Below are 12,694 nucleotides of genomic sequence, written 5' to 3' on the forward strand. Positions count from 1 at the left end.
TGGAGAAGCAGAGACCGGGACCCGGTCTCCGACCGGCGAATGGACGGAAGGCTAGCCGGATGTGAAGGTGGTAAAGCTACCGCCAGCCGGCGATGCATGCGTCGTTCTCGGGCGTCGAGCGACAACGAACCGACTGCTGCGCAGATCGCGAGCACCAGAACAGCGACGATCACGAACTCAGGTATCATATTTGCCTCATGACCTCGGCCCAAGCGCGATCAAGGCCGAAATAGACAAGACGGCTTTTGAATTTCGGGACTGCAAGGGTAGACTTGTAAGTGCCCGATATCCGCCCATGCTCATCCTCCTCCTGGTACTCGAAGGCTGCGATGTCATTGGTGGTGACCACATCCCCTTCCAGCCCCATCACCTCGGTGATCTGGATAATGCGACGTTGTCCATCGCGCATGCGTTCGACTTGCACGATGAGATCCAGCGCAGCGACGATCTGAGCTCGAATGGCCCGCGACGGCAGATTGACCTGTCCCATCTGCACCATGTTCTCGATGCGGGTCAGGGCATCGCGGGCACTATTGGCATGGACCGTGGAGATCGAACCATCATGGCCCGTGTTCATCGCCTGCAGCATGTCAAACGCTTCGGCGCCGCGCACCTCGCCCACGACGATCCGGTCAGGACGCATGCGCAGGGCATTCCACAACAGATCGCGTTGTGTCACCTGCCCAGTGCCTTCAAGGCTGGGAGGCCGGGTCTCCAGGCTGATCACGTGCGGCTGCTGAAGCTGCAACTCTGCCGCATCCTCGATGGTGACGACGCGTTCACTGTGATCAATGAACTGGCTCATGGCATTGAGCAGCGTGGTCTTGCCGGAGCCGGTGCCGCCGGAGACCAGAACATTGAGCCGAGACCGAGCGGCAATCTCCAGTAATTGTCCGATGGCTGCGGTCATTGAGCCGTTTTCGACCATTCCGGCGATGTCCAAACGGCGGCTTGGAAATTTTCGGATCGAAATACAGGGGCTGTGGATCGCTAGCGGCGGAAAAATGATGTTGACCCGGCTGCCGTCGGGCAAGCGGCAATCCACCATCGGACTGGATTCGTCAACGCGTCGCCCAACCTGACCGGCGATTTTCTGCGCCACCGACGCAATGTGATCATTGTCGCGGAATCGCACCGCGACCCGTTCCAGCCTGCCAGCTCGTTCCACGTAAACGTTACTCGGTCCATTGATCATGATATCGTTGATCGATTGATCGAGCAGAAGCGGGCGCAGCGGCCCGTAGCCGGTCATGTCATCCGCAATCTCGTCAGCCAGCTGAAGCTGCTCGCGACCTGACAGTTCGAGCCGTTCCTCATTGGCGATTCCATGAATGATTTCCTCGATCTGCCGGCGAAGGACATCGCGCGAAACAGTCGCGGCCACCGACGGCTCAATCTGCTCAATGACCCGTTCGCGGAGCGATGCTGACATCAGGGGCCGCTGAGGCAATGGCTCGTGCCTGGGCGCAGTTGCAGGCAAGCTCGGCGTCGACGCGGGCCGTGGCATCGATGCAGGCAAACGAGCTGGCGTGTCGTCGTCGCGCCGACCAAAGGTCTTCATAATCCGAGCAGCCTCCTCAGCCGTCCCTTCCGCTCGGCGCCGAGCCCTGTAATCTCGCGCACAATCGGGGCGAGGTGACGTCGCAGTCCTGATACGTGCTTCAGCGCTGGAATTCCGAGATTGACCGCCTGGGTCATCCCCTTGCCGAGATCGGGTACCACCATGTCTGGTTCTGCGCCCAAAGCCTTGACAATCGCAGCCCTGGGAAGGCCGCCGGGGCGATTGGCGCGGTTGAGCAAAGTAAAGACCCGATCTTTGCCGGCGATGTTCGTGACAGCGGTACGCAGTGCGTGGGCATTGCGAAGTCCGGTTATCTCGGCTTCCAGCAGCACCAGCACGTGACGAGAATGAGTGATCACCGGATGGATAGATGGCGGAAACGGGACCGGTACATCGACAACGATGTAATTGAACCGTTGGCGGAGCAGACCCAGCACGTGTCTCACGCCCGCTTCAGTGATGTCGAGCTGCGCATCCAGTTCCTCATCGGCGGAGATCAGGCAAACCCGTTCATTGACCTCAATTGCCGCGCGCTCCAGGAACAGTGTGTCCGCCCGCATGGGATTTTCCAGAGCGATGCGCAGCCCTGGTCCGGGCTGAACACCCAGCATCACGGCCGTCTCGCCGGCTTGCAGGTGAAGGTCGAGCAGCGCGACCTTGGCCTTGGTGGTCTCGGCCAGCTGCAGCGCGAGATTGATTGCGATACTCGTTGCGCCGGCACCGCCCTGCGCACCGCAGATCGAGATCACATGTCCGCCCCGATCAATCGAACCGGCCGTCACGTCGCCAAGCAGCTTCGGACGCAGCTGGTCCAGCACCATGTCCCGCGTGAGCGGCCTGGGCAGGTACTCGGTCAAGCCGAGTTCCATAAGCTCGCGGTAGAAGGTGATCTCCCTGCTCTCACCGATCAGAGCCACCCGGACATCGGGTGGGCAGACGCCGGCCAGCCTCTCCAGTTCGGCAAATGGATCATCGATTCCACTGATGTCCGTCACCAACGCGAATAGTTCGGTGTCGGTTTCGAGCATCCGTATGGCATTACGGATCGTGCCACGCTTGATCGATATGTTACTGCCTTCGAGGCCCTTGCGCAGAGCCGCAGCACTAAGCTCGTCATTTACAAAACAGACGATCCGGTTGCGCGCTACGACAGATGTGGCGTCTTCAGGCGAACTGACGACTGCAATGTTAGCGCTCATCAATGTTTCTCCAGCAACTTGCCTGCCTGAACCACCATCGTCGTACCCCGGCGGGAAACTTCCGACCCATCGCAGTTGACCATCGTGTCGCCGTCGCCTGAATCCTGTTTCCTGACCGAGTATTGCTTGACCTGACCGCCAGCATGAACGACCACCGCCGCTGTGCGGCCGGCAATTGCATTCTGGCGAGCAATTTCCGGCGACACATCGCAGCTGGACATGGCGCCAGTGTCCGCCGTATCCCACTGCTCGACTGCTGCCCGTACGGCCAGAGAGAGCGTTCCGAGCTGCCTTGCGACAGTGATCTTTTTGACCTGGTCTGGCGCAAGCTCCAACGACACTGTTTGCGCTTGCTTGCCAGCCACCGAGCTTATGGTTCGCCCGCCTTGCACAATCTCCTGGTCAATCGCAATGACTCGGACGTTGCCTAGGACGGTTTCACTCAGGGCCCGACGCGCGGGTTCTGCCTTTTCGAACACCTGGGTCAATAAGACATCAACATAATCACCCGGCCTGATCAGCCCCGAGACGCCAAACTCCTCGTCCACCTTGATGCTGATTGCACGGCTATCCGGTGCCAAGACGCTGGCCAGGAAACCCCGATCCCGCGGCCGCAATACGTCCTGCAAGGTGATCGGACTGCCGGCGTCGACGAACTTGCGAACCAGAGAGCCGGGAAGTCCGATCTTGGAGTCTGGCGTTTCAAGAATCGCCCCTGCTGGAAGACGTTCAGGCGGCACCGAGCGTACTGCGAAATCTTCTTCGCGGGCCAATGTACCTTTCGACAGCGGACGTGCCGCAACAAAATAGCCGACGGTCGAAGGAGGCGCCGGCGCCGGCTCCGCGACCGCCACCGGAACCTGCTTCGGCAGGTTCATGTTGTAGCCAATCAGCCCGAACGCAGCGGTTGCGAGCAATAGCACCAGGATAATTGAGAGACGCAACGCGGATGACATGTCACAATCCTTTGCTCAAGATGGCCCAGATGCCACCGCACGCTATGGCCACGCCGTAAGGGAGCGGCGCGTGTCGCACGTGGCGCCAGCGCTCGATCGCGTAGACTCGGCGTGCGAGCGATGATCCGACTGGCGCCAGCTTCGGATATGGCAGGACGCGCATCATCAGATGCACCAGGGCCAGCACGCCGCCGGCCAACGAGGTTACGGTCACCAACTGCATCAACGCTGTCGGCGGCAGACCAATGGCCAAAGCTACCAGCAATTTGACGTCGCCCCCGCCAATCCACCTCCGCTGGAAAATCATGAAAAGCAACAAGAACAGGATCGTCGCGGCAGTCAGGGATTCGATCAGTTGCATCGGGCTAGCAAGTTGCCCAGCAATCCCGAGGAGCGCCAGCACCAGACAGACGTCATTTCTGATCAAGCGGGTCGCGACATCGAGCGTTGCGACGTACAGCAACAACAAGATTTCCAGTATTGAGACTATGTAAACCCAGCCCATAGGAATGCATGCCTCAAGGAGGTGGTAGGCACACTAAAATCAAGGGAGCCCATTCAGGAGGGGGACACGTTCCAATGCCCCCCTCTGGCGTCAGTTGGTAGAATCAAACTGCCGCAGTGAAAGCGGTGGTGATGGCGGTAATCCCGCCTGTCAGCGCCGTCCCGATCGCACCACCAGCCCCAACACCGAACACCGCCGACACTGCGCCAATGATACAAACCGCGACGATGATGTACTCGAACGACACCACGCCATCCTGGTCCGTCCGCAGACGCTTCAACGCTTCCTTGGTCTCGACGTAATACTTCAACATAGGAGAAACCCCTTCTTTCAACATGGATTTGTAGACACCTCGGCAACTTTTAGCGGCTGCGGCTTTTAAATCCCAGCCGCCACCGATAAACTCTTCATTAAATATCCGCCCCAGTCAATATTTAAAATAAAATTGTCCTTAAATTAACCAATTTGAATTTTATCGCCAAAGCGAGTCATCGTTGGATCGCGCCTAGGACGAACAGAAACTCCCGTGATACGAATACGATAGCTACCCCCTCCCTTCCGGTCAGACTGTTGGCAGAGAGCCGGAAGCGTTCTCCGGAATAATACGGGGCACGTCCGAGAGATAATAATCGGAATATTGGAGAAAGACCGCCTGTTGTGCGGCGGCATTTAATTTGCGTGCCACGCCGATGTGTCAGGCTCCCACAATCGCGAGGACGCTGCGAGGAAGCACTCGGCCGGCACGCCCGGAGCAGTTTCGCAAGGACGATCGACGTGCAAGGGCGCGAAGCGGTACACCTACCCACGAGGCTCAGGCGCGATCCTTCTGAAGGCCCTGATCGCTGCGTTGCAGCCACATGATTTCGCCAGTTGTACTAGGGTGACGCAATCATCGATTCGAGCTCGCTCATCGATATCCGCACCGTCAGCCAGCAGAAGCTCGACTACCTCGTCATCATCCCGCGCTTGCGGCATAGTGCAGCGGTGTCCAGTCGCTCAATCCGCGTTGCTGCACGTCAGCACCTCGCGCGCCACATCAAACTTAGTCCGCTCTGCGCCCCAAGAGCGGCCCACTCGAACGGATGTAGCCGATGTAACGGCTGTCACCCGAAGCGCTATATCCGAACTGACGACTGGGCTTTCGATCTTCCCAGGATGACATTCCGTCCGGACTGCAGAATCCCTCCGATTGCGCGGAGCGATTGCGATGAGGGAGGTTACAATGGATTTTTCACGAGTGTCGGATGGAATCCGGCTGCATCACGCCTCCCATCACCACCATGGCTACGATGGTGACGACGACTCCGGTCCGGCACCGCGTGTCCCGCACCTGATCGACAGTGGCGTCAAGGTCCATAGTCCAAGCCCGATTGCGGGCCATGGAGCCGCTCATGCCCTGCCCCATGACTCTGGCCCAATTCAATTCGAACATCTCACCACATCGGTGGGGCACTTCGGCCACCACACCGCGGCGGGCCAGAATCCTTGGGCCACCGAGTCGGCTTCGGGCGCAGGCCATTTCGGGATGGGCGCCGCCACGGTCGAGAGCGGAACGAACACGGCTGGGAACGGCGGAGACGGCTACTTCTACGGCGGCATCGTTCACGCGTCTTTGCTGATCTATGAGCCGATCAACATCTCGGTGAGTTCAGGATACGGTTCGGTCGCCCTGGCCAACCAGTCCAACAATTTGAATGTCGACCAATCCGCCTTTCAGATGGCCGGCGTCGGCGGACATGGCGGCAGTGAAAACATTGCGTCGGGAGAGAGCGTCAATCCTTCCTCTGGGACGAATGTGATCGCCAGCGGCGACAACAGTGCCGGTAACGGCGGCAGCGGCTATTTCTCGGGTGCGTTGGTGGACGTTCCTGTGGTGATCTATCATCCGATCAACATTGCGTTGGCGAACTCGGGCGGCTCTGCTCATGCAAGTCAATCGAACACGGTCGACATCGATCAATCGGTCTCGCAGATCGCGGGCGTCGGCGGAAATGGCGGACATGGCAATGTGGCGGCCGGCGGTAGCATCCTCACGCTCGACCCTAGCTGGGGATCAAGCACCGGAGTGAGCGCCTGGGACGTTCAAACCGGCGGGAGCCAGGCCGGCAATGGCGGGGACGGCGCGTTTTACGGGGAGCTCGTCCATACCTCGTTCGTGCTGTACAACCCGATCAACATCGCGATCGCGGGCTATGGCTCCGGCGCCTACGCGGTCCAGACAAATGATGTTTCCGTGGATCAATCCGCGGTTCAGATCGCCGGCATTGGCGTACACGGCGGCAACGACAACGCCGCAACGGGCGGCCATGCAAACCTTCTCTCCCATAATCTGTGGGGCGGCTCCGATACGGTCGCGACCGGTTCGAACAGCGCAGGCAATGGCGGCAACGGCTATTTTGCCGGCAGTCTGATCGATGTCAGCGTCGCGATCTATGCGCCCATCAATATAGCCATCGCAGGTCCACATTCGACGGCCGTGGCCGATCAGGTCAACAACGTGCACATCGACCAGAGTGCGGTTCAGATCGCCGGAGTTGGCGGGGACGGCGGCTACGGCAATCTTGCGCTAGCTGACGATGCCGCGCATCTCTTGTCAGATCTTCACCTGGTGGCATAGCGACACTTCGTACCGCTTGCATGATCGATCGCATGGCGGCACGTGCAGTTGCCACTCCTCGCTTGCAAAGCCCCGCGTAGAGGCACCCTCGCCTGACGAATGGCGTACTTTCGTACGTAGGCCCACCAAGCCGGATGGTGTCCGATTTGACATCTATCGCACTCGCGCACGGGCGGATCAGACTTGCCGCGCGCGTCCGCCTGATCGGGATGGATGTTGCACGACAGCCAACAGAACGACGGAGGCCTCAAATGATGCCAAAGGCAATCAACATCACGGATACGATCGACTTCAAATCGATCAACACCGGTGGTCAAAGTGCCGGAAATGGCGGCGACGGTACTTTCAAGGGAGCCATCATCAGCAAGCCGACCCTCAACTTCGATCCAACCAACAAAGCCGACGGTGCCGATGTGCATGTGAACACCGGCGATCACGTCAAACAGACGGCGGATTGGGACGCCGGGGGCGCAAACACCAAGGCCTCATGGTTTTCCAAGGCCCATGGCGGAGACGCCGAGTCGAATGGAAGCCAGAAATCCTACAGCGGTCACGATACCTCCAAGGTATACGCCAATACGGATGCCACCCAGATCAACAAGCTCATTGTGGACCAGCACCAGGAAGTCGTGGCTGGCATCGGCGGCGATGGTGGAGACGGCAACTTCGCGTGGGGTGGAGGAGTGACCTTCCATCTCGATACGCTCTGACCAGCGGCTCGTCCGACTGGCGGGACCGGCGGCCACTGCCGCCGGTCCTGGATTTCACGTCAATGCCCCCGTGATGCCGTTGCCAGATTGCATTGGCCGTCGGGCAAGTGCGCCGGACCTCGATTTCAGGCGGTGACGATCATGCTGGTGCCGCCCACTCGATTGCCCATCCTGCCGCCAATCCGTACGCCGCTGCACGCGGCCCTCTGGTCCTGCGCGGGGCCGCTTGGTCTCGTATTCGCATATAGCTGCAGCTACAATTTGCTTCTGTTTGCGCCCCCCATCTACCTTCTTCAAATCTACGACAGGGTTTTGTCGAGCCGGAGTGCCGACACGCTGCTTCTGCTCACCCTCATTGTCGCGATCACGGTCGTGGTCGGCGGTGTGTTCGATGCACTGCGGCGTGCCGTCCTGGGCCGCCTCGGCTCCTGGCTCGACGGTCGGCTTCGTCCTTGCGTGCTTTCGGCCAGCCTCGAATTCGCGCTTCGCAGCGATTGGACGCGGGCGTCGGACGCATATCGGGATCTCACGGTCCTGCGCCAGTTCGTGGAGTCCGGCGCATGTCCGATGCTGTTCGACGCGCTCTGGGCGCCCCTGTTCCTCCTGGTCCTCTTTCTGATCCATCCCCTGCTTGGCATGGTGGGCGCCTGCTGCGTGGCGTTCCTGTTCGCTCTCACGGTTGCCGGAGATCTGCTGACCGAGAACGTTCTGCTCAAATCCAACGCCGCGCTGTCCAGAAGCTACGGCCGCCTTCAGGCTGCCGCCGGCAACGTCCACATGATCCGCGCCATGGGAATGTTCGATAGTGCAGCGCGAGCGATCTACCACGACGCGCAGGACGCCCGCAGAGAGCACGACGAGGCACTCCGCCGAGGCGAGATCGTCATGCTGGCCACCAAACCGGTCCGCGCGCTGTCGCAAGTCCTGATCATGGGAGCAGCCGCGTGGCTCGTCCTTGATCACGGGAAAAGTCCGGCGATCATCTTTGCCTCTACGCTGATGTTCAGCCGGGCGCTCGCGCCAGTCGAGAGTGCAATCGCAGGCTGGAAATCACTCGTTACGGCCGTGAGTGCCTGTCAGCGGCTCGGCGCTCTTCTCGCCGCATTCCCCGCCACCGAGCAGCAGGATACGGAGATCTCGCCGCAACAAGCGCGGAGCGGTCTCCTCGTCGATAACGTTGGCGTAAAGCTACCGGAGCCCGACCACTTTCTGCTGAAAGATGTCTCGTTCAGCCTCGCGCCCGGAGAGTGCCTTGGCATTATCGGTCCGTCCGGTTCTGGCAAGTCGCTGCTTGGCCAAGTGATCGCCGGGCTATCGATGCCAACGCATGGCGGTGTCCGCCTCGACAATACCGACGTCTCGCTGCTTCGCGAGCAACGGAGCGGCCAACATCTGGGATATCTGCCCCAGGACATCAATCTGCTCGGCGACACCATAAACGACATCATCGCAAGGCTTGATGATGCCGATCGGCGGAAGGTGGTCGATGCGGCCAAGCTCGTCGGAATCCATGAGGCGATCATGCGCCTACCGCTCGGGTACGACACGGTGGTTCACAGTGAAAAATCATTCTCGCGCGGATATCGGCAGCGCCTCGGTCTGGCCCGAGCCTTTTTCGGCAGTCCGCGTCTCGTTGTTCTAGACGAGCCGAACGCCAGCCTCGACTACGGGGGCGAGCGAATGCTGCTGGATGCCATCGAGCGCATGAAGCGCGAAAATGTCGTCCTGGTCGTCGTCACTCACCGGATGGGTCTCCTCGCAGCCACGGACAAGATCGCCATCATGGAAGACGGTGCGGTCGTCGCGTTCGGCGACAGCGAGGAAATCTTTGAACGGCACTTGGCTCGGCCCCAGGTTACGTCGCAAGTTGCGCCATGATCTGGCATTTTCCCACAAGCTGGAAGCTTCCCGCGGTTTCGCAACTTCCCATGATCTGGGGCCAGATCACGCGAACACCCGTACGCCCCCCGCTCGCCGGGCGACTTGGAGGCGTTGTTACCGCAATCGACGATTTCGAGCCTCTCGAATTTCCATGGTGCTCGCCCCCCACACCGGTCTCTCCGCGCGCCAGGCTTCGCGGGATCACCCTCGCGGGCAATCTGCTGGTGCTCGGCTTCATGCTTGGGCTTGGCACATGGGCGAGCTTCGCGCCACTTGAGAGCGCCGCAATCGCGTCTGGCGTCGTGGAATCGGAATCGAACCGCAAGACGATCCAGCATCTGGAAGGCGGTATCGTCAGGAGCATCTTGGTTTCCGACGGCGATGTCGTGCGAAGCGGGCAAACACTGATCACGCTGGACGACACCCGCGCCGATTCGGAGGTGCAAAGTCTGCAAGGCCAGTTGTGGGATGCAATTGCTCGTGCCGCACGGCTTCAGGCCGAGCAGCAGAGATTTGAGAGGATCGCAGTCCCGAGCACGCTGGACCAGGACAGCCAACAGAATGGGGCGGCGGCCGCTGCGCTATCGGCGCAGCAGTTCATTTTCCAGGCACGCCGGCAGGTTCACGAGTCGCAGCTTGCGGTCATTCGCGAGCGGAGGCATCAGGTCGAGAAGGAGATCGAAGGTCTCAAGGCTCAGGAGAGCGCCACCGGGCAGCGAAGCGACATCGTCCGGGAAGAACTCGATATGGTCACGACCCTCGTCAACAAGGGACTCGAACGGCGGCCACGGCTTCTGAATCTGCAGCGTGAACTGGCCGACGTTGAGGGACGTCGTGGTGAGATCGCGGCGCAGATTTCCCGCGCCGGGCAGGTCATCAACGAGTCGCAGGCAAATTTGTTCAAGCTCGAGAGCGAAAGGCAGAACGAGATCGCACAATCGCTTCGCGAAGCACAGAACCAGATATTCCAACTCCGCGAACGGTTGCTTGCGGCCAGGGACCAACTAACCCGAACGGAGGTCAAGGCGCCCGAGGACGGCGTGATAACTGACCTGCGGATTCATACGACCGGCGGCGTCATCGGGGCTGGTGCTCCGCTCATGGACCTCGTGCCGCGGCAAGACCGCCTCATCGTGACCGCCCGCCTGCGACCGGAGGACATTGACGTGGTTCATCCCGGTCTTAATGCCAAAGTGCATCTCGTACCGTATAATCAGCGTCGCGTACCGCGTCTGAAGGGAACCGTCGTGCACGTATCCGCTGACCGGCTTCTCGACAAGCGTACCGACCAGCCATACTACGCGACCAGGATTCGGATCGACGACGCCCAGATGGCTGCAAACGGCATCCGGATTGTTCCCGGCATGCCCGTTCAAGTGTTCATCACCACGGGGCGCGGCACCGTTGCACTTTATGCGCTGAGCCCCCTGCTCGACAGCTTCCGCGGTGCATTCAGAGAGGATTGATCCAGCTCCGCGTGATTTAGGTCTCCGGCGTTGAGGCTGCGCCCGGATCGTGATCGCGACTCTGCGCGGGCAACCGGCCGCGCCAGCGGAGGACCGCTTCCGTGCGATTGTGAGCGGCACATTTCCTCATGATATGCTGAATGTGCATTTTAACGGTGCTTTCCGAGAGGTTCATTTTGGCGGCGATCAGCTTGTTGGGCAGGCCGAGCTCCAGTTCCGCCAGAACCTGCTGCTCTCGAGGCGTGAAATCGGTCAAGCTCCTGTCGATAGCCGCCCTGGCTGCTTCGTTCGTCAGATATGCGGACGCGAACCGACGCGCATCCGGTGGCTCGAAACCCGGTATCCTGTTTATTCCAGCGACGGGCAACGGCCTGTAGCAGCCTCCGACAAGAACAAGGCGCAGGCCGGCGACGACGACCTCTATTGGCAGCGAGGTGGGGAGAAAACCGCGCACACCCCGCTGCATCGCGGCCTGCGCGGTCGGCTCGTCGTCATGGTTTGACAGGATTGCAACGGCCGCGTTGGGACAGCACTCCGCGACGAAGGCGAGATCGTCCTCAACCGAGGGATCGCCGATGGGCTTGTCCGCGATACTCAGCAACACCAGACGAACGTCGCGAGCTGACGCGCTGTCCAGGCTTTGGACCGTTGCCATGTCAAGGATGTCGAATTCGGCCAACTCCCGCCTGAAGACGTTCAGAATGCATGTGCGAGGCAATAGAAGGGGCTCGATGATCACCAGAACCGGCAAGTGAAGCGATCCATTGAGCCGTTTTGAGAAGTTGGTTAGGTCATCCATGATTTCCTCGGAATGAAAAGAATCTCTGCCACAGTCCCACGATCCGTGCTGTGTATTCCCGTTGCGGCATTCATCCTGAATGCATCGTCGCGCGCGGCGCCAACATTAGGATCGTATCCACTGCGGGATAGTCTGACGCCCGGGTGGAAATTCTTTCCGCTCAAATCACATGGACGCGTGCCGCGCCGTGGCGCGGTCGACGCATCCCCTTAATTGCAGATATTTCGATACGCGGTTGACGCCGCCGACCCCGACTTGCCGTCGACGACATATGCTTCATTCTCCTTCACGAGATACAGAAACGGTCTCTCTCCAGTCTCGCCACCTGACGCATTTCTTCCCTTCACACGACCGCAAATCGTATCCACAGCGCGCCCAAACATGTTCAATCGCATTGCGCGCTTCATGTCGCTGAACTCGGCCGATCCTGGATCGTCCATCTTCGATGCGATCGTGACCTTTGCCTTGTCCAGGACAGTATCTGATCTTGCCGCCGGGCGTTCGGGCGCCGGGTCGCTGATCCTCGTGCGCGGGGTGGCCGCCTTGGCGAGATCGGCCGATCCGCGTCTCTTCGGGGATGGCCTCTTGCCGGACTTTGCCGAGGTTGCAGAATTCGATTTGACAATCGCAGGAGTTGGCGCCAATGGCGTTGGCTCTGCGGGTCGGGCGACTGCAACCCTGTCGAAACAGGGTCGCGCCGCACACCCAAGGAAATATCCTCGGGACGGCGCGAACCAGCCAAAGCCGACCAGAATTCCTGCCAGCACTCCAACAAAAAGCAGTCCCATCCGATTCCCCTCCTCGGGAGCTCGGCTCGCAATCGTAACTAGGACTAATTCCGCGCTGGTGATCTATCTGTTGCGCAAAAGCGTTAAGCGCTCATTAAGCGCGGAAGGTTGCCCGGCATCTGCCTGGGCGGGCCGGTCCGGCTCCAGGCCATGCGGAAAGCCCGTTTTGTCATCTCGCCGAGCGACAGCCGGGGGATGAAATCTTCCCCGAT

Annotated in this window: 11 protein-coding genes; 4 read left to right on the forward strand and 7 right to left on the reverse strand. The window is 60.1% G+C overall.

The features are described 5' to 3' along the window. Positions 1–184 precede the first annotated feature (184 nt). The 5 genes from ACR9YP_RS30035 to ACR9YP_RS30055 form a co-directional block, all read right to left on the reverse strand. Positions 185–1,561: a TadA family conjugal transfer-associated ATPase gene (locus ACR9YP_RS30035; protein WP_438109403.1), complete on the reverse strand. Its 1,377-nt coding sequence runs from the start codon at positions 1,559–1,561 to the stop codon at positions 185–187. Beyond that, positions 1,558–2,760, reverse strand: a complete 1,203-nt coding sequence (locus ACR9YP_RS30040; protein ID WP_370986607.1) for a CpaE/TadZ family protein — start codon at positions 2,758–2,760, stop codon at positions 1,558–1,560. Before ACR9YP_RS30040 ends, ACR9YP_RS30035 begins: the two co-directional genes overlap by 4 nt. Further along, positions 2,760–3,716, reverse strand: a complete 957-nt coding sequence (cpaB, locus tag ACR9YP_RS30045; RefSeq protein WP_474217743.1) for a Flp pilus assembly protein CpaB — start codon at positions 3,714–3,716, stop codon at positions 2,760–2,762. Before cpaB ends, ACR9YP_RS30040 begins: the two co-directional genes overlap by 1 nt. A 1-nt stretch (position 3,717) precedes the next feature. After that, the gene (locus ACR9YP_RS30050; protein ID WP_370986605.1) at positions 3,718–4,221 is read right to left on the reverse strand and encodes an A24 family peptidase; all 504 of its coding nucleotides are present in this window, start codon (positions 4,219–4,221) and stop codon (positions 3,718–3,720) included. Positions 4,222–4,324: 103 nt separating this feature from the next. Beyond that, positions 4,325–4,534 carry a hypothetical protein gene (locus ACR9YP_RS30055; RefSeq protein WP_370986604.1) on the reverse strand — a complete coding sequence of 70 codons (210 nt, stop codon included), beginning with the start codon at positions 4,532–4,534 and terminating at the stop codon, positions 4,325–4,327. Positions 4,535–5,443: 909 nt separating this feature from the next. Here ACR9YP_RS30055 and ACR9YP_RS30060 point away from each other — a divergent pair. The 4 genes from ACR9YP_RS30060 to ACR9YP_RS30075 all read left to right on the forward strand — a co-directional run bounded on the left by ACR9YP_RS30060 (position 5,444) and on the right by ACR9YP_RS30075 (position 10,895). Beyond that, entirely contained in the window at positions 5,444–6,838 is a 1,395-nt protein-coding gene (locus tag ACR9YP_RS30060) for a hypothetical protein (protein WP_438109405.1), read from the forward strand. Positions 6,839–7,089: 251 nt separating this feature from the next. Continuing rightward, positions 7,090–7,548, forward strand: a complete 459-nt coding sequence (locus ACR9YP_RS30065; RefSeq protein ID WP_091883555.1) for a hypothetical protein — start codon at positions 7,090–7,092, stop codon at positions 7,546–7,548. 141 nt (positions 7,549–7,689) lie between these two features. Continuing rightward, entirely contained in the window at positions 7,690–9,426 is a 1,737-nt protein-coding gene (locus tag ACR9YP_RS30070; RefSeq protein ID WP_438109406.1) for a type I secretion system permease/ATPase, read from the forward strand. Then, entirely contained in the window at positions 9,423–10,895 is a 1,473-nt protein-coding gene (locus ACR9YP_RS30075) for an HlyD family type I secretion periplasmic adaptor subunit (RefSeq protein WP_474217744.1), read from the forward strand. The genes ACR9YP_RS30070 and ACR9YP_RS30075 overlap by 4 nt, the downstream gene beginning before the upstream one ends. Positions 10,896–10,911: 16 nt before the next feature. Here ACR9YP_RS30075 and ACR9YP_RS30080 read toward each other — a convergent pair whose 3' ends face one another. Together ACR9YP_RS30080 and ACR9YP_RS30085 are read right to left on the reverse strand one after the other, a co-directional pair. Next, positions 10,912–11,694, reverse strand: coding sequence for a LuxR family transcriptional regulator (locus ACR9YP_RS30080; RefSeq protein WP_438109408.1), 783 nt, complete (start codon positions 11,692–11,694; stop codon positions 10,912–10,914). Between the two features lie 209 nt (positions 11,695–11,903). Then, positions 11,904–12,482 carry a hypothetical protein gene (locus ACR9YP_RS30085; protein WP_438109409.1) on the reverse strand — a complete coding sequence of 193 codons (579 nt, stop codon included), beginning with the start codon at positions 12,480–12,482 and terminating at the stop codon, positions 11,904–11,906. Between the last annotated feature and the right edge of the window lie 212 nt (positions 12,483–12,694).

This window comes from Bradyrhizobium sp. BR14999 (assembly GCF_056106085.1).

What these genes read in the sequence shown, in the direction of transcription:
- ACR9YP_RS30070 (WP_438109406.1), top strand. Translation starts at nt 7,690, where the DNA reads ATGCTGGTGCCGCCCACTCGATTGCCCATCCTGCCGCCAATCCGTACG.
- ACR9YP_RS30085 (WP_438109409.1), bottom strand. Translation starts at nt 12,482, where the DNA reads ATGGGACTGCTTTTTGTTGGAGTGCTGGCAGGAATTCTGGTCGGCTTT.
- ACR9YP_RS30075 (WP_474217744.1), top strand. Translation starts at nt 9,423, where the DNA reads ATGATCTGGCATTTTCCCACAAGCTGGAAGCTTCCCGCGGTTTCGCAA.
- cpaB (WP_474217743.1), bottom strand. Translation starts at nt 3,716, where the DNA reads ATGTCATCCGCGTTGCGTCTCTCAATTATCCTGGTGCTATTGCTCGCA.
- ACR9YP_RS30040 (WP_370986607.1), bottom strand. Translation starts at nt 2,760, where the DNA reads ATGAGCGCTAACATTGCAGTCGTCAGTTCGCCTGAAGACGCCACATCT.
- ACR9YP_RS30065 (WP_091883555.1), top strand. Translation starts at nt 7,090, where the DNA reads ATGATGCCAAAGGCAATCAACATCACGGATACGATCGACTTCAAATCG.
- ACR9YP_RS30050 (WP_370986605.1), bottom strand. Translation starts at nt 4,221, where the DNA reads ATGGGCTGGGTTTACATAGTCTCAATACTGGAAATCTTGTTGTTGCTG.
- ACR9YP_RS30055 (WP_370986604.1), bottom strand. Translation starts at nt 4,534, where the DNA reads ATGTTGAAGTATTACGTCGAGACCAAGGAAGCGTTGAAGCGTCTGCGG.
- ACR9YP_RS30035 (WP_438109403.1), bottom strand. Translation starts at nt 1,561, where the DNA reads ATGAAGACCTTTGGTCGGCGCGACGACGACACGCCAGCTCGTTTGCCT.
- ACR9YP_RS30060 (WP_438109405.1), top strand. Translation starts at nt 5,444, where the DNA reads ATGGATTTTTCACGAGTGTCGGATGGAATCCGGCTGCATCACGCCTCC.
- ACR9YP_RS30080 (WP_438109408.1), bottom strand. Translation starts at nt 11,694, where the DNA reads ATGGATGACCTAACCAACTTCTCAAAACGGCTCAATGGATCGCTTCAC.